Origin of the sequence: Methylocella sp., assembly GCA_037200525.1 — a bacterium.
GTDB lineage: Bacteria > Pseudomonadota > Alphaproteobacteria > Rhizobiales > Beijerinckiaceae > Methylocapsa.
Genome location: JBBCGG010000001.1, coordinates 3,339,589 through 3,359,871, shown reverse-complemented (window position 1 = coordinate 3,359,871; position 20,283 = coordinate 3,339,589). Strand labels below are relative to the sequence as shown.

Below are 20,283 nucleotides of genomic sequence, written 5' to 3'. Positions count from 1 at the left end.
AGACGTCGTTCCAACGCGCTGCAGCACCCCGGCGACGCGATGGCTGTCATCGAAGCTGTACCGCCATTTTCGGTCACAACGATGCATCTATTGCGGCAATGTGCCTTCTTGCCGATTTCAGGCGATGTATTTTAGAGCGTCTAAGGGTGACAAATCCATGCCTGAGTGAGTGCAAAGGAGACGCGTATCATCAATGGCGCGGCTAGCAGACTTCGGCGCTTGATTGCCGAAGCGGCCCGTTACAGGGGATGTCGTGCCGCCAGCGCGCCCACCCCTCGCCTCACCAATCTCGCCAAGGCTTGTCCTTCTTCGCACGCGGCGGCTGCGCACGATGTGCGGGATGCCGGGAAGGCGCAGACTGGCGTCGATCTCGCTGTGAAAACGTTCTATCGCGTTACGTTGTCAGCAAAGCCGGATACGGGGACAAGCCGCGCGGGTGGGCGAAAAGCGCGAGGGCTCCGACCGCGTGATCAGAAGTACGGAACGGTAATCTGGAGGGGAGGCTCTAGTGGAAGCGAATCAACCCCCTCAAGCAGGTCTGTGAGTTTGAAGCTGCGGCGTTTGTCGATCGCTCTTAAGTTGATGCTCCACCGTGGCTGAAAGCGTCATCTCGTTCGGACCCTACAGCCTGATGCCGGCGCGCCGCCTTCTGCTGAAGGACGGTGACACCGTCAAGGTCGGCAGCCGAGCGCTCGACGTGCTCATTGCACTGACCGAGTCCGAGGGTGAAGTGGTCGGCCGGCGCGAGTTGTTGAAGCGCGCGTGGCCCAATGTCGTGGTGACCGAGGGTAGCCTTAGGGTGACCATTGCGGGTCTCCGCAAAGACTTGGGCGATGGGCGGAACGGGGTTCGATACATCACGACTGTGACCGGGCGAGGCTATTGCTTCGTTGCGTCAGTGACCCGCTCGCTCGCTGAGCCGCTTGAGCCGGCCGCGCTCCGCCACCCCCAAGGCGCAGCGGATCATAGGCTCCCGGCGCGACTGGCGCGCTTGGTTGGGCGAGACGCCGCCGTTAAAGCCTTGTCGACGCTGCTGGTGTCGCGGCGCTTCGTCAGCGTGGTGGGGCCAGGGGGGATGGGCAAGACCACCGTGGCCGTCTCTGTCGGTCACGCCATGCTCGATGCCTTCGGCGACGACGTCTACTTCGTGGATCTCAGCGCCGTCGCCGACCCGGCCCAGGTCCCGAGCGCGGTCGCCGCGGTCCTCGGCGTCTTTTTGCAAACGCAGGACCCGCTCCCGAGTCTTCTGGCCTTCCTGGCCGACCGTCGGGTTTTGCTGATCCTTGACAACTGCGAGCACGTCATCAACGCCGCTGCCCTGTTGGCGGAGCGGCTCTACAATGAAGCGCCGCTTGCGTACATTATGACGACGAGCCGCGAAGCGCTACGGGTGGAAGGCGAACACGTCCACTTCCTGGCGCCTCTGGATTATCCGCCCCCCGGCGAACAGCTGACCGCCGCCGAAGCCCAGGCGACCTCAGCCGTACAGCTTTTCATGGAACGCGCTTTTGCGGCCGGCTACACAACTGAACTGACCGACGCCGACGCGCCGATTGTGGCCGGCATCTGCAACCGGTTGGACGGCATCGCGTTCGCGATCGAACTAGCCGCCAGCCGGGTCGGCGCCTATGGGCTCCAGGCCACGGCAGACCTACTGAACAACCGATTCAAGCTTCTTTGGCAGGGTCGCCGGAGCGCTCCGCCCCGCCATCAAACCCTAACGGCAATGCTGGACTGGAGCTTTAATCTCTTGTCCGCCCGAGACCGGCTCGTGCTCGCACGCCTCTCGATCTTCGTTGGCGTGTTCACGCTCGAGGCGGCGCAGGCCGTGGCAGCCGACGATCAAACTGAGGCGATGGAGGTCGCGGACGCGATCACCAGCTTGACCGATAAGTCGCTCATCTGGGTCGCGCCGATCGACGGAATCGGACACCATCGGCTGCTCGACTCAACGCTGGCCTTCGCGGCCGAAAAGCTCGCACAAACCGCCGAGGTGAACGCGGTCTCCAAACAACATGCGCTGTACTACGCACAATATCTTTCGAGCCGCGCAGGCAAGAGGGTTGCAATCACCATTGAAGACGTAGCGGCGGCCGGACCATACTTGGGCGGGATACGTGCGGCTCTGGAATGGAGCTTTTCCAGCGTCGGTGAAACGGCGATCGGCGTACGGCTGGCCGCGGCGTCTGCGCCATTGTTCTTTCAGCATTCCTTGTTCGTCGAATCCAGGCGGTGGTGCGAACAAGGCCTGGCGGCGCTGGAGAAGAGCGCCGGCGACGACGCGACGCGCTTGGCGTTGCAGTCGACCTTGGCCGCCTCTTCGATGTTCACGCTAGACAACAGCGACGAAGTCCGGAGGTCCATCGACGACGCGCTGAGCTTGGCCGAGGCGCTGGGCGACCAAGAGTATCAGATGCACCTCCTGGTTGGTCTGGGTATCTTCCTAACCCGCATCGGCGATATCCGGGGCGCTCTCGCGGTTGCCCAACGCAACATCACAATCACCCAGACGATCGGCTCGCCTAGCATGATCGCCACGGGAGAGTCGGCGTTAGGCGCCGCCTACCACTTGATTGGAGACCAAATGGCCGCTCGGCGGCACTGCGAACGCGGCTTAACGAAAGCTAAGGAAGCGGGCGCCAGGCAGGTCGCCTTCTTTGGGTACGACCACAGAATTCGCGCGCTCGGAGCGCTCGCCGGATGCCTCTGGCTTAGCGGCTTCTCGGATACTGCCGTCAAGACCGCGCGCCTGGCGATCGATGAAGCCCTCGAGCGCAATCACCCGGTCGGTCTCTGCATCTCAATGATCTACGCCGCCAGCGTGTTCCTCCAGCGATCGGACCTTAATGAGGCGCAGCAGCTCATCGAACGAATTATTGCGCATGCCACGCGACATGCTCTCGTTCCCTATCAGACGATCGGCCGGGCCTTGACCGGCGAACTGGCTATTGCGCGTGGCGAGCCGGCCGTTGGAGCGTCGATCCTACGCCGCGCCCTGGGGGACATGCAGGCGGTCCAGCATCACACCCTGGCGGCGGCTTTCCATCGGGCGTTGGCGGAAGGTTTGCTGCAGTCCGGCGAGGTCGATGAGGCGGCATCTGTGATCGACGGCGCGGTGGCCCGCAGCGAGACCCTTGCCGAGCCCTCGGGCCTGCCTGAGCTTTTGAGGGTCCGCGGTGACATATGGCTTAGCGTCACCCCTGATGACCCTGCGTCGGCCGAGCGGGCGTTCCAGCAGTCCCTGCAGCAGGCCAAGGCCCAATCGGCCCTCAGCCTGGAGCTGCGGTCGGCCATGGGGCTCGCGCGGCTCTGGTCAAAGCAGGGCAAGACAGCCGCCGCGGCTGACCTTCTGGGGGGCGTCCGTCAACGATTCACCGAGGGCTTTCAGACCGCCGACCTGATGCGAGCCGATCAATTCCTCGCTGCGCTCAGACAGGACAGTGCTGCCGCCTCGATTCGACGCCACCGTCGCGCGGAGCCGATGAAAATTACGGCGTTTAACGCGAGATAACATTCCCTTTGGGACAACGTCGGCGAAGATTCTTCGTAGTTGAGGAAGGAGAAGCTGTTGACCGAAGTCCCCGCTCCGGACGGTCTTAGCGAACCCGCCTCAGGGATGGGCGCTTGCGCTCTTCTGATCTCGCAACTGCCGCCGGCGGCAGCCGCCTTTTTTTTCGCGACCAAGCTCGGAGATCTCGACGCCCTGGTGGCGACGTTCGTGGATAACGCCCCCGTCAATGACCAGCTTCGGGACAACCGGGGCAAAGAAGCGACTACCTCATGGGCAGCACGCGACGTCATCGGCGAACGGCTAACCCTGGGTGTTCATCATAAGTGAGTGATTTCAGTGGCGCTCCCTAGGCGGTAGTGACGAATTACCTGAGCATGATAGCAATAGCGGCGAGCAATACGAAGCCTCGATAGTTTGCGAGGAGCTTGTCGTATCGGGTTGCGACGCGCCGGAACTGCTTCAGTTTATTGAAGAAGCGCTCAACGAGATTGCGCTCCTTGTAGAGCGCCTTGTCGTAGGGGAGCGGCGCGCGGCGATTGGATTTTGATGGGATCACCGGCTCGGCCTCACGCATAAGAACAGCCTTGCGCAAGTGATTGGCGTCATAACCTTTATCGGCGATGATCGCATCGGCCGCAAAGCCTTCGATCAGGGCGTGCGCTTTTGTGATGTCATGGCGCTGTCCAGGTCCGAGAAGGAACCGAACGGGGTTACCGAGCGCGTCTGTCGCGGCGTGGATTTTGGTGCTCAAACCACCGCGAGAGCGGCCCAGGCCTTGGGCATCCGCCCCCCTTTGGCGATGCGGGCGCCGGCCGCGTGCTGGTGGGCGCGTACGATTGTTGAGTCGATCATCAGCCATTCGAGATCGGCCTCGGCGGTGAATGCCTCAAGAAATCTGTCCAAGGCGCCGCGCTCGATCCAGCGATAGTAGCGGCGTTTCACCGCCTGATGGTCGCCGAAGCGTTCGGGCAGATCGCGCCAGCGGCCGCCCGAACGGGCCATCCATAACAGCGCATCGACGAATCGCCGGTTGTCGCAGCGCGGCCCGCGTTGGCCGGCTCTTCCGCCTGGCACAAGATCACAAAGCCGCTCCCATTGATCGTCTCGCAGCGCATCGACATCCCGAATCATCAAGGCTGATCTCCAAAAATCAGCCTTGAATCATGGAAAGATTCTCGCGAGAATCCCCCAAACGCCGAATTCGTCACAACGGCCTAGCTTCGTCTTGGTGCGTGGAGACAAGCAGCGAAGCGCTTTGCAAAGCGATTCGCATCGTTTGACAGCGCAGTTCCGCGTCTTGCGCGATGCTAAACCCCGCCCGAGAACGCGGCGTAACTTTTGTTCGCGATCGGGACTGAGAGGGGCGAGCTACATCGTAGCCGGCGTATGTGGACGCGGGGTTCTCCCTTGGCTACGGTCAGGCGACGCTTAAATCTCGAGCCGCGTTAAGAGGCTCGGGCGAAACCCAGGCGCCGACATCGAAATCGCGTTCGAGAAATCCGTGTCCAAGCAGAAACGTCTTCTGTGAGTCGAGATGGCCAAGACGCTCCGCCGAAAGGTCTGGACGGAGGTGGAGATGAAAGTCGGAGCCGTAGACGTCATCTAGTTGCCCGACCGTCCCGCGCGTTTCCCGCGCGACGACTTCTCGCGTCTCAACCGGATTTTGCGCGGCCCATTGCGCGGCACGCAATGTCTGGGCCAGGAAAGCGACAACCCAATCGGGACGTTCGGCCAACAGCTGCTCGTGGACGGTCAGCGGCCGAGGCGTGCCATTATTTACGCGCGAGCGCGCATCGGAGGCGCGGTCCAGATTGATGGCGATTGTCAGGCCGGCCGCCGTCGCTGCCTGGGCGGCTTCAGCGCTCTTCACATAAGCGGCGTCGGCGCGTCCATCGGCGACAAGCCGCAGAGCGGGCCAGCTTTCAAGCCCTTGGGCCTCACGGAGCCGCCCCGGAGGTAGAATATCGCCAAGTGGGACGTTCGCGATGTCCACATCGCTGAGCGATAACCCGCCGAGAGCCAACGCGTTCGCGAATCCATGCAGCGCCATCGCGCGCCATGCTTGTCATTCGCGTATTCGTCCAGGATGGCACCGCGATGCGAGCGCCCGCAAGATCGCGCGGCGTCGCGATTTTGCTGTCGGGCCGAACGACGATCGCCTGGCGTTCGTCGATCCAGGTGAGGCCGACAAGCCGCGTCCGCGATCCGTTGGAGCGCGCAACCAGCGCAGGCACGTTCCCGCCTTCACGAATGAGGCTTGGCAAAAGGTGGTCGTAATGGCTTCGCGCGATGTCAGCGGGCGCATCCTGCAACGCGCCGATTGTAACGCCGTCGGCGGCATAGCGTTCGCTTAGCCAACCGAGGTTGAAAGCAATCCCGCTCGCTGTCGGTACGTTGCAGCGCGTATACCAAAGATGCCGTGTCCTGTCGGAGTCGGCGCTCTCACGTTCGCCCATGATGAACCTGCGTCTCCTTTTGTGGGCTCAAGGGTCAGCCCTCCGACGCGACGCGGCCGCATTGCGATCCCGGCCGACGTCCCAATGAAGCGCTACACGCTCCGTCAGGACAAAGGCTGCGTTAAAAATATAGCCAATGACGGCGATGCTAATGGCCCCGGCGTACATCTTCGGAATATCGAGCGTTTGCTGCGCCGAGATCACATAATAGCCCACGCCTGCATCGCCCGCGACCATCCCAGCGGCGACCGCGATCACAAGCGACTTTGCAAGCGCCAGACGTAAGCCGACAAAAATCTGCGGCGCGGCTGCGGGAAGAATAATTTCGCGCAATGTTTGCCACCAGGACAATCGGAATGTCGCGGTGGTGCTCAGCAGAACAGGCGAGACTGACCTTGCGCCGCTGAATGCGTTTAGGACGACGGCCTCCGTCGCCGTAATCGCAATCACAAGGATATTCATGGGATGGCCGAGGCCGGCGTAAAGTATGAATACGGGAATGAAGATGACGGACGGAATGGGACGCCAAAACTCCACGAACAGCTCAAGAAGCGCGTACAAAATGTCGACGCGCGCCATCAAGACCCCGATTACAATGCCAACGATCGCCGCCGCGCTATATCCGCACGCCATGCAGTAGAGCGTGTCGAGCAACTGGGGGCCGAGGTCGCCCTCAAAGAACTCCCGCAGCCAGACATTCCAGATCTTCGTGGCCTGCCCCCATGGGGTGATCCAGTTTGAATGTTAGTGCATTGTCGGCCCTGGCGCTATTGCTGGCGTGGCGGGCGAAGCTGGTCCGGATTGCGAAGCCGGCCATTGCAGGGTCTCCGGGGCTGGCGGCTTGTAGCCCAGCGATGAGTGCGGGCGCACGGTGTTGTAGTGGCGTCGCCATCGCTCAATGACGACCTTCGCCTCCTTGAGAGTGTAGAAGATTTCACCATTCAAAAGCTCGTCGCGCAGCTTCGAGTTGAAGCTCTCGCAATAGCCGTTCTCCCAGGGACTGCCCGGCATGATGTAGGCGGTCTTCGCGCCGACGGCGGCAATCCAGTCACGCAACGCCTTGGCGATGAACTCCGGGCCGTTGTCGGAACGAATGTGGACCGGAACCCCTCGCAAGATGAAGAGGTCCGAGAGAACGTCGATGACGTCCGCTGCCTTCAGCTGCCGGTTAATCCTGATCGCGATGCATTCGCGGGTAAATTCGTCGATGATATTCAGCATGCGATATTTCCTGCCATCATGAGTGCGGTCCTCGACGAAGTCATAGGACCAGACGTGGTTGGGGCATTGCGGGCGCAGCCGGACGCACGAGCCGTCATTGAGCCAGAGACGCCCGCGCTTGGGTTGTCTGGCCGGAACTTTCAGCCCCTCGCGTCGCCAGATCCGCTCGACCCGTTTGACGTTGACCTTCCAGCCTCGCTCCCACAACATCGCCGTGATGCGGCGGTAGCCATAGCGGCCGTACTGGATGGCGAGCGCCGTGATGTCGGCGATCAATGCCGCTTCGTCATCGGGCTTGGTCGGAACCTTGCGCTGCGTGGAGCGATGCTGACCGAGAACCCGGCAAGCGAACCGCTCGGAAACGCCATGTTCGGCGATCACATGCTCCACGCAGGCGCGACGACGCGCGGAGCTCAGAAGTTTCCCGAGGCAGCCTCTTTCAGGATCAGCTTCTCAAGCGTCAAATCGGACACCGCTCGACGGAGCCGCGTATTCTCCGCCTCCAGCTCCTTCAGCCGCTTCACCTGATCGCCCTTCAGGCCGCCGTATTCCGACCGCCATCGATAGTATGTAACTTCCGTCACCCCTATCGAGCGGATCGCCTCCGCGACCGGTCGCCCTTGCGCGCTAAGCACTTCGACTTGCCGTAGCTTCGCGACGATCTCTTCCGCCTTCTGTCTTTTCCTCGGCATTGCGCAGTCCTCCATCAGGCTCATAAGCCCATACTTCACGGAGGATCACTTTTCAGGGGGCAGACCACTCTGCACCACGGAGGCGCGACTTCTCGCAGCGGACGAGGCGCTGCCCGGGACGGGGGCGATGTATACGTCCGTTCAGTCCGTAATTGTCCGGGAAGAGTTCGACGCCTCCATGGCCGCCGACAACACGGTTGCTGATGTCATCGGAATCGCCCGCGGGATGACTGATATGGCTGGTCGAACTGGAGAGGTGAATGCCGACGAGCTTGCCGGACGCGTGCGCCGGGCCGTTTTCGGATATCTGCTGGGAACTTCCACGACTTAGCAGCCGGCGCGGCAAAGCTTTTCTCGCCTATGTCCATGCCACAAAGGATCGACTGAAGCGACTCAAGATCAACGAGAAACTCAAACTCGCGGCGCTAACTCCAACGCCACGGGGAAAGGTCCGCCCAACCCAATTGAGTCGGGCGGAGTCTTCGGGGTTGCTACTCGGCGTAGGCGACGCCGCGATAAACGGTGCCGTAGGTCGGTCCAGCGAGCGTTTTGAATGATTCTTGCGCCACACGGCCCGTCAAGGTCGTGGCGGCCAGATCGTCGGTGATCCGCACCACTTTGTTGGGATCGGCGCCGTTATCGCCCGAAGCGCTCGACGTGGATGTCGTCGCCCACAAGGTCACTGCGCCATCTGGAGAGACGACTCCCGTCATGTTGCGCAGACCGACGGTCGTCACGTCTGGATATTGCCCATCAAAACCATTCAGGTTTTTATCCACCACGCCGATCAAACCTTTGGTCAGCACGTAATCGAGCTGCCAAACGTGGTTGACGAGGCTCCATTTCTCGAGACCGGCATGGCTCGCTGCGTCGGTATCGTTTCCCGAGCCTTCGTCCGTCACATACATCGTGGTCGCATTGGCGAAGAACAGGGCGAAGGGCGTGAAATCGCCGCCGGTCGATTTCGCCGAATCGGTGGGGAAGCCCGGCGCGATGCTGATCGTCGCCGCGGCCGCATTCGCCACCGTCGGCAGCGAATTGACGGTATAGACCGTATCCACGCCGTTGCTGCCGCTGCCTTTGGTGAAAAAGAGCGCGCCGTCATGCTCGGTCACGCCGCGATAATTATTATCCTTGCCCGGCTTATCGGCCTTGGCGCCGAAAGTCATCTGGAGCAGGGAATCGACTTCGGCCGAAGCGCCGGGCCTCACGCTCGACCAGGGCGCGTCGATTGGAGCGACGGCTTCGAGACCCGTCGTCTCCGTGACGTCGGGCTTCGTGCCGTTGCTCGCGCCGAACGTCGCCGCATTGCCGTTATTGGAATTGCCGACGGTATAATAGAGCCCGTTCGAGCCGAGCAGAGCGGACCGGCCGTTATTGCCGCCATAATTGACCGTTGGGGTATAGTAGAAGCGCCCGTTCTGGTCGACGGAGACGATCGTGCGCGGGAACGCATAATTCGACCCGAAGGCGAATGTCACAGGATTCGTCGGATCCTGCCCTGCGACGGCGTCCGAGTTCGACACATCGAGCGCGCCGACGCCGGACCCAGCATAGCCCATGAACACCAGATGAGGGCCGCTCCGGTTCTGGGCGATATGGAGGGCGAGCTCCGATTTGGAGGAGAAGCTGGTTACGACCTTATCCGTCGGAACCGGAAGCGCGCTGAAGACGCGGCCAGTGAAAGGGTCGACGTCGATCAATTGAATCGCCGAGGTCGCGCCGAAGCTGGCGTCGACCGACTCATTGTTCCAGACAGTGACGTAATTATTGCTCGCAACGGCCTTCGTAGTCGCCGTGGCGGAATCAGGCAAGGTTGCGCCGACCGCCAGAAAACGAAGGGCGCCCTTCGTTCGATCGTAGCTGCTGCTGATGATGACCAACGAATCATGCTGGAGAAAGGACCGCCCATCGTGACCCATTTCCTGGCCAAATCCAAATGGGCCGTTTCCATCAAAGGGGTCGGCAAGGCTTCCAGTGGCGGCGGTCAACAGCGCCGTTCCTGCAAGAAGCGCGGTACGCGACGAAGCGTGGCGCGCGGTTGCCCGCACGCGATCCCGGTCGATTAGCATTATGGCAATTCCTCTAGAAAAACGATCGAAGCTCGCCGACGCTATCCGCGGTATATGATGGATAAGTGACAGACGCTCGTGGACGCACGGAAAACGGATTGCCGTTTGGTCACCCGCTTTGCCGGCCGGACAAGCGGATTGACAGGAGAGACCGCCACATTCTATCGCGACAAATCCGCAACCATCACGAGAAAAGGCGTTGCGTTTACAGAGTTTCGCCGTTCGTGATTTGACGTTATTAAGGCCCTGCCTAAATATCGCCACATACAAGAACGTAAAAATTTATCAATGAAGTGGGGGAGTTGGCTGGCCTCGATTGCCCCCATTTTCATCTCAAATCCTGACCGGCGACACGATTTGCGCCGGCGGCGATGCGCAATTTGAACGGAGCCGATCGCCGCGAAGATCGCACGAGGCGAAGAACGTTCAGCAAAAAACAACGCGCATGGTTGGCCGACAGGTAATTCACAATTAAGCTTATTGCCTGTCCGCTTCATCTCCGCCTGCAAATGGCCCAGCGCTTATTTCGGCAAAACTTCGCGCCTGATCTTCACGAATCTCGAATAAAAAAGCTGCTCGCGCGAAGAATAAAAAGGGAAGACGTAATGAAATATATATGGCTCGCGGCGAGCTTTGCGCTGCTCTCATCGCCGCTTCACGCATTGGAAAATAGCACGGTGGTCGTGACGCCTGTGCTGTCGACCACCGTCACCGCAAGCGGCCAACCGATCATCCTGCCGCAGAAGGATGCGCAGGTGCTCGCCTCAATCTATGAAATAGCGCCGGGCGCGGTTTTGCCCGAACATAAGCATCCCTATCCCCGCTACGGCTATGTCCTATCGGGAACGCTCCGCGTCACCGACACGGAGACCGGAAAGAGCGCCGTCTACAAAGCCGGTGATTTCATCGTCGAGACAATCGGACATTGGCACCAAGGCGCCAACATCGGCGCAGAGCCGCTCAAATTGCTGGTCATCGATCAGGTCGAAAAGGACCAAAGCAACACCATATTGCGCGAGTAACCATTCTGGATCCCGCGATCGACCGCCGATGCACGCCTCGCGACCTATTTGCCGTTTGAATGGGCGCTCGTGAAGGCTGATGCATTTGTCGCCAACGGCGGTTATGGCGGCGTCAGTCAAGCTTTAAATTTTGGCGTTCCAATTGTCACCGCAGGGCTGACCGAAGACAAAGCCGACGCGAGCGCTTGGTTCGGCGTCGGCGTTACCTTTGCACCAATGAGCCGACGCCGAAGGATATAGCCCGGCGTGGCGCGGCGGGGCGGCGCCCAATCAGAGCCGCCGTCCTCGCCAGGCCAGGCGCTAGTTTTTGCGGCGCATCCTCCCAGTTACGAGAATCGCGACTGGGGGTGGTGGGGTTATGACGACGAACGGCTTAGTTCTTGCATTGGGCCGGACGGAACTGCTAACAGTTTCAAACGGAGAATGTGATGCAAAAACTAATCGCCTGCGCAATCGTTACGACAAGCCTCCTCTTCGCCGCCACCGCGGAAGCAAAACACGGCCACAAGATGATGGTGGAGGTGCTCAAATCTCAGGAGGTGACAATGGCGGGCGGCGTCAAGGCGACTGTCGATCTTGTCAAGATGCATGGCGGCAAGATGATGGTAGGCATACCGTTGGATAAAATCCCCCCGGAGATGTACGAGCAGCTTTGCGCGCGCGGCTACTGCCACGATTTGTAGGTCGGGCGGCATTCCCGGGCGCTTACCCTTCCGCCACATCATGGTCTGGTCAGGGCGTTGTGCTTGCGCTCCCCGACGATGATGGGGCGGAGGTTATAGACACCGTGACTTAGCGTCCAGACCTATCGAGGCATCGGGGGATTATGGAGCGCGGCCAGCTTGCGCCGCGAGAATTTCGCGGTGCAGGAATCGCAACACGCGGGTGAGCGCACATTGCTCCCCGCGTTATCCGGTTCGCGATCTTAGGACTAAGCGCTCCGCGGGACGGGCAATCAGCAGATATGAAATCACCGCAAAAAGCGAACATAGAGTCATGACTGCGGTCATCGAGAGCGCCGAGCGTCCATCAAAAAGGACTGCGACGAGGCCGCTAGATCCGGCGCCCGCCAATATCTGAATGCACCCGGCTGCGCCGCTGGCGACGCCGGCAAATTGAGGCAACGGCTGCATCACCCCGTTCGTAGCGTTCGGCGTAATCAGTCCAAAGGCCAGGGTAGCGACGATCACAAGAAAGATAACGAGGGGAAGGGGCATCCAGGCTGCAAGAGTCATCGCCAGCAACGTGGCTGCTGCGATCGCCAAGAGCGCTAATCCAATCATTAATGGGTATCGCGGCGATATTCCCCAGCCGCTCAAACGACCATCGATAAAAGCGCCGGCCATAACCGCCACAGCGCTTGCGCCAAAGATGAGGCCGTATTGATCCGGCCTCAGCCCCGCGACATTGATGAAGAATAGCGAGGATCCGGTGGCGTAGGCGAAGATCGCCCCAAATGCGGTAGCGTTTATAAGAATGTACCCGAGTGAAATAGGATGGGTCAGGACGCGGATGTAAGCGCTGGCGATGGCTGAAGGCATAAGGCGCTTGGTCGGATCGATTTTTGCGCTCTCCGCAAAGCCCAGCAATATTGCCGACAGCAAAACGAGACCGAACGCGACAAGGGTCGCATAGATAAGGCGCCAGCCGCCGAGCGCGAGCAGCGCGGCTCCCACGGTTGGCGCGATCATCGGGGCAATATTCATGGAGATGATGACGATAGAGATTTTCTGACGCGCGACCGGCCCGTCGAACAGGTCTCGGATGATCGCCATGGCCACCATCGCGCTCGCAGCGCCAGCGCCCTGGACATACCTCCACGTCAAGAGCGCCGACAGCGATTGGGCAAGCGCGCAGCCAAGGCTGCCGATGACAAAGAGCCCAACGCCGAACAGCGCGACGGGTTTGCGTCCGTATCGATCGGAGATTGGCCCGGAGATCAACGGCGTCGTCGCGAGGCCCAGCATGAAGATGCTAATCGTCAGCCCGATCTCGGACGCCGAGACGTTGAGCGCGGCGCCTGTGGCCCCCAAGGCCGGCAGACTCATGTCGATGCCGAACGTCGGGACCGCGGCAAGAAGGCCGAGCAGAAAATTGAAGCCGATGGAGGAGGGTTTAATAAGCACGCGTCCAATATCCATTCTTTTGCGGCAGTTATGCGCCGCCAATGAACGCCGCGCGGACCTGCAATTTACGACCTTCTCTCCACCAGAACTACTGGACCCGCCAATGGCGGCGATCTTTATCCGGCAAGCCGTTGGCGGGGTTCGAGCAGCGCTGAATCTTGCGAACCATCCATCGTTCTTATGGCGGACCTTCGCTGTGGAACGCGATCCGCGCCAAGTCAGAACTTCGGATGCGCGTCTAGGCGCACGCCGCGATCAGTCGCTGTTCTATCAAATTCAAGAAGGACGGAAGAGGACGATAGCTGGTGTGCAGCAGCGTAAGCGAACCATTTACCGTTGCGACTCCGATTTCTTGCTCTCCCTCGAAGCCTGCAAGTATTGACGGCCCCCACAGCGCCTTGAATGTAAGCGCCCCAAAGCGCGTTTCAATCGGCAGAACGCCCAGATTGCTGATGTTGATGTCGAATCTAAACCCAGCCATTAGATCGGCAGCTGTTTTCGCGTCGGGTCCGTCGGCCAGAACCTGTTCTAACGATTCCATCATATGAAACATCGCTTCAGCAGATTGCGACGGCGCAATCTCGCGTTTTGCCAATCGCGCCGTTTCCCAAAATGCGCGGGAGTGCGGCTCGATCGAAACCGACGCGCCGGCGGAAAGCAACGCGACGTCCTCGCCGGCTCCCATCATTGTTCTTGCATCGATAGCCGAGCCGACGCTGATCGTCGCTTCTCTGAGCTCGCTCGAGATCTGTCTTGTGGCCTCGGCTGCCGCTGCAATCAATGCGCCATGAACTGTCGTTTCTTCGCGGCGACTCCGTCGCCGCAGTTCGCTCGTCAAAGCAGACGTCAGCGTTAGGCTTTCTATGTGCGGGAAGGAGCCGTCCGGCGTTCTGAACACGTCTTGCTTACCGGCCGCAGCCGGAGCCAAAGCCTCCCTCGGCGCATCGTCCGCATTCGGACGGGCAACGCGCGTGAGCAACGCCTCAAACGAATCGATCGGGGCGAGCGAGTCAAGCGATTCGCCCGCGAGCGCCTTAAGCGCATCCCGTATCGCGAAAACTAAAGACTTGGTATCCGCTATCGAATGATGCGCTGCGACGATTAGATATGAACGTCGCGCTTGATGCAGGAGGACATTCCGCACGAGAGGAGCCTTCTGCGGGTCGAACGGCGTGCCCATCTCTTTTCCGAATTCGGACTCCCACCGCGCGTTGTCGCTTGCGACGACCCGGAGAGAAATGCGCGCGTCCGGATCATAGACAAAAGAAGGCTTGCCAGCCTGGTCCAGCTCGATTTTTACGCGGAAATTGGGATGACGCCGTTGCACCATGTCGAGAGCCTTGCGCCAAGCCTCGACTGTCGTTGGTCCTTCTATCTCGGCGCAGACGGCAAAGTGATACGGCATATGTAGATCTTTGAGCCAGAACATGTGCTCAATGCTTCCAAGCGGCCGCATTGCCGTCATAGGCTGAGACAAATAATTCATTAGCTCCTCTTCCATTCTTCACCGGGCGCTGGCCCGTCTTCACGGCGCTCTTTTTTGACTCGCCGCAACGCTTCAAAAAAGCGAGTTTTGCCGATCTTTGGGCGGTTCTCGCAAATTCAGGTTCGAAGCAATCGCCTGCGCATGGCGCGCTCTTTGGGACGCCACGGCACGGCGATGGCTTCCATTTCTCTGACAAGGCCGACCGAATCGATATCGGCGGCGATAGCCTCTCCCAACCGTTTGGCGGCGACGCGGAAATGCGGCTCGGTGATGAGGCGCTTCAATGCGGCCGCGATCTCCGTTTCGGAGGCCGTCGGCGGCAAGGTGAGCCCGACGCCTCGGGCCTCCACCCGCAGCGCATTGTCGTTCTGATCGCGACCCATTGGCATCACCAGAAGCGGCAGGCCGTTGACCAGCGCGCGAGTCACCGTACCGTGGTCCCCGTGCGTCACAACCAGCGATATCTCCTTCATCACCGCATCGTGGGGCGCGCTGTGGAGCAGCGTCACGTTCTTGGGCGCAAGCAGACTTGCGCCTTCGAGCGCAGGGCCGGTCGTCACAACGGCATCTATTTCGATTGCGCCCAGCGCATTCAAAACCTGCTGCAGCGCATCAGTCTGGCCCTGGAAGGTCGTGCTGAACGATACCAATGCGCGAGGCCGATCGAATTGCTGGGGCCAGGGCGCGGTCCATGGCTTCGACCAGCCGGGCTGGTCGAGCAACGGCCCGACATACCGCACATTATCGGGCAGATAATCAGCCGGAAAGTCGAACGCCGAACTGATCGCGAGCAACACCCGTTGGGGCCGGTCATATTGATCAAACACGTCGTCGAGGGGGGCAAGGCCTTGAGTTTCGCGAGCCTCGTTCAGAACGGGCAGCCACTCATTTATGACAACTTTGAATCGGCTTTTTGCAGCATCGACTTCGGCTCGCTCTTCGGGCGTGTGCGGCGACGTCAACCCGCTGCCGACCGTCGGGACCCCCGGCAGCGGTCGTATGCTGATATGAGGCGAAAGCATCGCGCATGGTATGCCGGCGGCCTCCGCGGCTATCGCGGAGCCGAGCAGGACATCATTGGTGAGGAGCGCATCCGTCGGCGCTCTGTCGAACTCATCCCGAGTGTCGGCGGCATAGGCCGCAGCGGGACCGAACACGACGTGATCGCAAAAGGCTCGCAGGTCCGTCGGATCGGGTGCGTTGGAGGCGCTTCCAAGGTCGGAATAGCTCGGCGCCCGGCTCCAAGGAGTGAAGGGGAACTTCGCCGCCTCGACCTCATCGCGGGTCTCCGGATCAGCTATGACGCGAACCACATGACCATTGCGGCGCAACTGGCGCGCGGCGGTCAGCAGCGGGGCGAGGTTACCGGGGCCGCCCCAAGAGGCCAGTAGAAAACTGTGTGCCAAGAGTCTGCTCCATACGGATCTCGTACAGCATGACTATCGGAGCGTGAAGCTACTGCTTCGTGTCATAACAGGGACAAATTGTTACGCTTGTAATATTGCTTTTCAGCAGCGACTTTGGCCGTTCTCTGGAAGGGGGAGGGATAGCAACGCGTCGGGATGGGCGCGCGCCGTGGCCGCAAGCAAGCTCGTCGACGGAGATCCGGGCGCCGGGAATGATTCTGGCGTGGGAGCCGAATCGATGAAATTTTTAGGATTAGCACGAAGCCATACGTGTTATCGGATCATCGAAATTAAGAGCATTCCGTCGAACTACTGGCACGTGGTTTGCTTGAAGCCGAACGGGCGCCTCGGGTTCGCAACATGCCTGCTGAAACAAGTGTGTTTCCTCACCTCTCCTTCAAATTCGCTGGCGCAAATGACCCGCTTCATCACGGCAAAGCCCTATCCCTGGCCCTACGACGGCGATCTGCGCCCGGACAATACGGCGCTTTTCATCATAGACATGCAAACGGATTTCTGTGGTTACGGCGGTTACGTTGATAAGATGGGCTACGACTTGTCGCTGACGCGCGCGCCGATCGAGCCGATCAAATCCGTGTTGAAGGCGATGCGCGAGAAAAATTTCACGATCATTCACACGCGGGAGGGGCATCGTCCCGATCTCTCCGATTTGCCGGCGAACAAACGCTGGCGCAGTCGTCTCGCCGGCGCGAACGGCGTCGGAATCGGCGACGATGGCCCTTGCGGCAAAATTCTCGTGCGCGGTGAAGCGGGGTGGGCGATCATCGACGAACTCGCGCCGATGCCCGGCGAAATCATCATCGACAAGCCCGGCAAGGGCTCCTTCTGCGCAACCGATCTCGAACTGATCCTGCGCACGCGAGGCATAGTCAATCTTGTGCTCATCGGCATCACCACGGACGTCTGCGTCCATACGACGATGCGCGAGGCAAACGATCGCGGCTTTGAATGCACCATCCTCGCCGATTGTTGCGGCGCCACTGACAAAGGCAATCACGACGCGGCGTTGCACATGGTCACGATGCAGGGCGGCGTATTCGGCACAGTGTCGCAATCAAGCGCGCTGCTGGCTGCGCTTGGGAAATGAGCGCGGCAACCGCGAAGCGCCAGCCGGGATTGCCGGCGTCTGACGTTGAATTGCGACATGGCAAAGACTTCCACGATACTGTGCGGGGCTCGAACATGCGCGGACCTTTGCAGGAGATGATTTGATGAGCACAAGCGGACTGGGCGGACTGAATAGGTCGCCCAACGGTATCGTGATCGGCCTTGCGCAGTTGCAGAATCCGAACGTCGCGACAATTGCAGACCTTGCGGCCCAGACAGCGAAGATCGTCGAGATGGTCGGAAAGGCGCGGCGCAACAATCCGGCGATGGATCTCATCGTATTCCCGGAATATGCGCTGCACGGCCTTTCGATGAGCATTGATGACGCGATCATGTGTACGCTCGATGGTCCCGAGGTTGCGGCCTTCAAGGCTGCGTGCGTTGAGCATCATATCTGGGGCTGCTTCTCGATCATGGAGCGCAATCCGCGAGGCAATCCGTTCAACAGCGGTTTGATCATCGACGATCACGGCGATATCCAGCTCTATTATCGCAAGCTTCATCCGTGGGTGCCCGTCGAGCCGTGGGAGCCGGGCGACATCGGGGTGCCGGTATGCTCGGGACCGAAGGGCGCCATACTATCGCTGATCATTTGTCACGACGGCATGTTCCCCGAGATGGCGCGCGAGGCTGCATATAAGGGCGCCGAGGTCATCATCCGCACGGCGGGCTACACCGCGCCGATCCGGCTTGCCTGGAAGATCACCAACCAATCGAATGCGTTTCAGAACCTTGCGCAGACCGCGAGCGTCTGCCTGTGCGGTTCCGACGGCAGCTTCGACTCAATGGGCGAGGGCATGTTCTGCGACTTCGACGGCACAGTGATGGTCGAAGGCAGTCACCGCCCCGACGAGATCATCACCTGCGAAATGCGGCCCGATCTCGTTCGAGAGGCGCGCGTTCATTGGGGCGTCGAAAACAACATCTACCAGCTTGGACATCGCGGTTATGTCGCCGTGAAGGGCGGCGCGCAGGATTGCCCATATACTTTCATGCAGGACATGGTGCGCGGCGAATATCGTTTGCCGTGGGAGAAAGAGGTGCGCGTCGTTGACGGCTCCTCCTGCGGATTTTCCCCGCCAAACCGCAAATATGGCGCCTAGACGTTAGGATCGCCCCGCGATTAGGGCGAGGCCTCTGGGCTCGAGCCTGCCGCTTGGTTTCAATACGTCAGCACCCGATCCCAAAGATCGCACTTATGCTCGGCCGAAAATTCCTCGTCTGTGAACGCCGATAAAATCGGAGTGTTCTCCGACAGGTAGGCAGCCGTCGCCGGCTTGTTTTCATAGAGCGGCCAAGGAACGTTGCCTTCGCCGTTCGGATTGCCAGTCCGGGCAAAATTCGCCCAAGCTGATACGAGTTCGTCGGAAAGCTGCTCCTGTTGCTTGTTGAGCTCGTGCCGAACGCCGAGCGGTCCCCCGTGGAACAGCGGAAATAGATACTGGATGTCGCCTGTGCGGTAGGCGAGAGAGGAGAACCCAGGCATTTTGGGGAAGTAAAACGGAGCCATCCGGTCATCAAATTCATAAGCGTAGAGCGGCACTTGGCTGGCGAGCAATTTGTTGATGTTCCGACTGGCGCACGCATCAGCATCCGTCTCGACCGCGTCCTGGGCCAATTGCGGCGTCGGATAGGCATAAAGCGGATAGCGAGCCAGAACCTTATCAACGGTTCCCGCCGGATAAGCTGGCAAGGAGCCGCCGGGTCCGGCGTTGCCGCTATAGGTGGCTGTGACGTAGTTTTTGAAATCCGCTGCGGTCGGCGGCGCGTGGGGAGCGCTGGAGAAATATTCGGCGACGGCGATGGAGAAATTGCCTTCGTCTTGGACGGTCCCATTCATGACGGGCACATGATTGAACTGGCCGTTCTTGAAGGCCGTCGCAAATCCGGCGCTCGGCAAAATATGGCCGTCCGCTATAAGCAGAGTTGCGTCTGGACCGCTAACTCCTTTGGTCGAGCCCTGCAGCGCCATAATCTGCTGAACCGTCAGATTGCGTAGACATTTGGCGACCGCAGCGGTTGCTCCCGAGCCGCACCCTGCAGCGACCGCGAAGGCCGATCCCTGCGTCTCGGCGAATGACAATGGCGTCGGCTCGAGAACGACGCTTTGGAAGATCGCTCGTTGGAACAGGCCAGCGGCGAGCGGCGAAATGACGTTGGCTTCCGTGTCGATGGAACCCGCAGCTTGGCCGCCAAGCGTTACGTTGGTCTCATCGCCGCCAAATTCGGCGATATTGCGCTTCACCCATTGAAGCGCGAATTGCTGGTCGAGCAGGCCGTAATCAGCAAAGAAATGGTCTTCGGCATCTAAAGCCGGGTGGGCCAGCCAGCCAAGAAGCCCGAGGCGGTAATTGATGGTGACGACAACCGTGCGGCCTTGGGCGGCCAGCTTGCTCGCGTCGTAATCGTTGCTCTCTCCGATGATGTTGCCGCCGCCGTGGATCCATACAATGACCGGAAGTTTCTCCTTCGCGGACGCATCGAGGCTCGGCGCGAAGACGTTCAGATAGAGGCAGTCTTCGTTGCTGTTCGCCGGACCCGCGAATATTCCGTTCGTTGCGGTCTGCGCGCAGTTAAGACCATACGCCGTCGCCTCCAGAACATTGTTCCAGGCCGTGTGGCTCTGGGGCGGCTGCCAGCGCAAATCCCCGACAGGCGGCGCGGCGTAGGGAATGCCGAGAAACTCTGCGACGCCGTTGTTGAGGAAGCCCTTGACCGGGCCCTCTTTGGTCTCGACGCGCGGCGAGCTGGCTGCCTTGGCATGCATGGGCGCCATCAGCGTTCCCGCTGCGGCGACAGCCACCAGCGCAACGCCGATTTTTATGGAAGTTTTTGCTTTAGCTACGCGCGAGAGCACTGATAGCCACAGCTTTAAAAGCTTTGACACCGTTCACCCCGCTTCTGTCTTCGGATTCATTCGAGATGCAGCGATTTGTATAGTTAGGTCATTTCATTACGGATTTGTAATGTCAATCTATGACAATGAGCAGTCGATATTACGAAGATTATGTGACGGTCTCGCTCGCCGCTACGGTGAAGGCCGCGCCGAGCCAAGCTTCAAACGGGGGCGGGAATTCCAAGCAATGTCTGCGACTTGTGGGGAGCCTGTTGCGCCGCCTCAACGCCAACTGAGCGAAAAGCTGCAAGCCGCGATCACGCTGTA

17 protein-coding genes and 1 pseudogene are annotated in these 20,283 nt (G+C 60.2%); 8 read left to right on the top strand and 10 right to left on the bottom strand.

Going from position 1 to position 20,283, the window contains the following annotated elements:
* Nucleotides 1-592: 592 nt before the first annotated feature.
* Both WDN46_16485 and WDN46_16480 read left to right on the top strand, forming a co-directional pair.
* Entirely contained in the window at nt 593-3,511 is a 2,919-nt protein-coding gene (locus tag WDN46_16485; protein MEJ0094958.1) for a winged helix-turn-helix domain-containing protein, read from the top strand.
* Between the two features lie 57 nt (nt 3,512-3,568).
* Complete coding sequence (locus tag WDN46_16480; GenBank protein MEJ0094957.1) at nt 3,569-3,838, top strand: hypothetical protein; 270 nt, start codon at nt 3,569-3,571, stop codon at nt 3,836-3,838.
* A gap of 37 nt (nt 3,839-3,875) precedes the next feature.
* Here WDN46_16480 and WDN46_16475 read toward each other — a convergent pair.
* From WDN46_16475 to WDN46_16455, 5 genes and pseudogenes are all read right to left on the bottom strand, one after another.
* Nucleotides 3,876-4,642, bottom strand: a pseudogene (locus WDN46_16475) (IS5 family transposase).
* Nucleotides 4,643-4,928: 286 nt separating this feature from the next.
* Entirely contained in the window at nt 4,929-5,504 is a 576-nt protein-coding gene (locus tag WDN46_16470; GenBank protein MEJ0094956.1) for an ABC transporter substrate-binding protein, read from the bottom strand.
* Nucleotides 5,449-5,967 carry a hypothetical protein gene (locus tag WDN46_16465; protein MEJ0094955.1) on the bottom strand — a complete coding sequence of 173 codons (519 nt, stop codon included), beginning with the start codon at nt 5,965-5,967 and terminating at the stop codon, nt 5,449-5,451. The genes WDN46_16470 and WDN46_16465 overlap by 56 nt, the downstream gene beginning before the upstream one ends.
* A gap of 27 nt (nt 5,968-5,994) precedes the next feature.
* Nucleotides 5,995-6,621: an ABC transporter permease subunit gene (locus tag WDN46_16460; GenBank protein ID MEJ0094954.1), complete on the bottom strand. Its 627-nt coding sequence runs from the start codon at nt 6,619-6,621 to the stop codon at nt 5,995-5,997.
* A 90-nt stretch (nt 6,622-6,711) separates the two neighbouring features.
* Nucleotides 6,712-7,880 (bottom strand): IS3 family transposase gene (locus tag WDN46_16455; protein MEJ0094953.1). Its coding sequence is split into 2 segments (ribosomal slippage): nt 6,712-7,616 and nt 7,616-7,880, totalling 1,170 coding nucleotides; the frame shifts between segments, so codons are not numbered across the junction.
* A 127-nt stretch (nt 7,881-8,007) separates the two neighbouring features.
* Between WDN46_16455 and WDN46_16450 the strand changes: the two genes are divergently transcribed.
* Nucleotides 8,008-8,211 carry a hypothetical protein gene (locus tag WDN46_16450; GenBank protein ID MEJ0094952.1) on the top strand — a complete coding sequence of 68 codons (204 nt, stop codon included), beginning with the start codon at nt 8,008-8,010 and terminating at the stop codon, nt 8,209-8,211.
* 160 nt (nt 8,212-8,371) lie between these two features.
* Here WDN46_16450 and WDN46_16445 read toward each other — a convergent pair whose 3' ends face one another.
* Nucleotides 8,372-9,952, bottom strand: a complete 1,581-nt coding sequence (locus WDN46_16445; GenBank protein ID MEJ0094951.1) for a hypothetical protein — start codon at nt 9,950-9,952, stop codon at nt 8,372-8,374.
* A 605-nt stretch (nt 9,953-10,557) separates the two neighbouring features.
* On the opposite strand from WDN46_16445, the gene WDN46_16440 reads away from it, so the two are divergent.
* Nucleotides 10,558-10,974 (top strand): cupin domain-containing protein, encoded by a 417-nt coding sequence (locus WDN46_16440; GenBank protein MEJ0094950.1) that lies wholly within the window; start codon nt 10,558-10,560, stop codon nt 10,972-10,974.
* A 428-nt stretch (nt 10,975-11,402) separates the two neighbouring features.
* Nucleotides 11,403-11,657: a hypothetical protein gene (locus tag WDN46_16435; GenBank protein MEJ0094949.1), complete on the top strand. Its 255-nt coding sequence runs from the start codon at nt 11,403-11,405 to the stop codon at nt 11,655-11,657.
* A 225-nt stretch (nt 11,658-11,882) separates the two neighbouring features.
* On the opposite strand, the gene WDN46_16430 is transcribed toward WDN46_16435, so the two are convergent.
* The 3 genes from WDN46_16430 to WDN46_16420 form a co-directional block, all read right to left on the bottom strand.
* The gene (locus tag WDN46_16430) at nt 11,883-13,115 is read right to left on the bottom strand and encodes a multidrug effflux MFS transporter (GenBank protein MEJ0094948.1); all 1,233 of its coding nucleotides are present in this window, start codon (nt 13,113-13,115) and stop codon (nt 11,883-11,885) included.
* A gap of 223 nt (nt 13,116-13,338) precedes the next feature.
* On the bottom strand, nt 13,339-14,586 hold the full coding sequence (locus WDN46_16425) for a condensation domain-containing protein (protein ID MEJ0094947.1): 1,248 nt from the start codon (nt 14,584-14,586) through the stop codon (nt 13,339-13,341).
* Between the two features lie 116 nt (nt 14,587-14,702).
* Nucleotides 14,703-15,992 (bottom strand): glycosyltransferase, encoded by a 1,290-nt coding sequence (locus WDN46_16420; GenBank protein MEJ0094946.1) that lies wholly within the window; start codon nt 15,990-15,992, stop codon nt 14,703-14,705.
* Nucleotides 15,993-16,407: 415 nt separating this feature from the next.
* Here WDN46_16420 and WDN46_16415 point away from each other — a divergent pair, with 415 nt between their 5' ends.
* On the top strand, nt 16,408-17,100 hold the full coding sequence (locus WDN46_16415) for an isochorismatase family cysteine hydrolase (protein MEJ0094945.1): 693 nt from the start codon (nt 16,408-16,410) through the stop codon (nt 17,098-17,100).
* Between the two features lie 124 nt (nt 17,101-17,224).
* The gene (locus WDN46_16410) at nt 17,225-18,223 is read left to right on the top strand and encodes a formamidase (protein MEJ0094944.1); all 999 of its coding nucleotides are present in this window, start codon (nt 17,225-17,227) and stop codon (nt 18,221-18,223) included.
* 59 nt (nt 18,224-18,282) lie between these two features.
* Here WDN46_16410 and WDN46_16405 read toward each other — a convergent pair whose 3' ends face one another.
* Nucleotides 18,283-19,896 (bottom strand): carboxylesterase family protein, encoded by a 1,614-nt coding sequence (locus WDN46_16405; GenBank protein ID MEJ0094943.1) that lies wholly within the window; start codon nt 19,894-19,896, stop codon nt 18,283-18,285.
* Between the two features lie 206 nt (nt 19,897-20,102).
* On the opposite strand from WDN46_16405, the gene WDN46_16400 reads away from it, so the two are divergent.
* Nucleotides 20,103-20,252: a hypothetical protein gene (locus WDN46_16400; GenBank protein MEJ0094942.1), complete on the top strand. Its 150-nt coding sequence runs from the start codon at nt 20,103-20,105 to the stop codon at nt 20,250-20,252.
* The last annotated feature ends 31 nt before the right edge of the window (nt 20,253-20,283 follow it).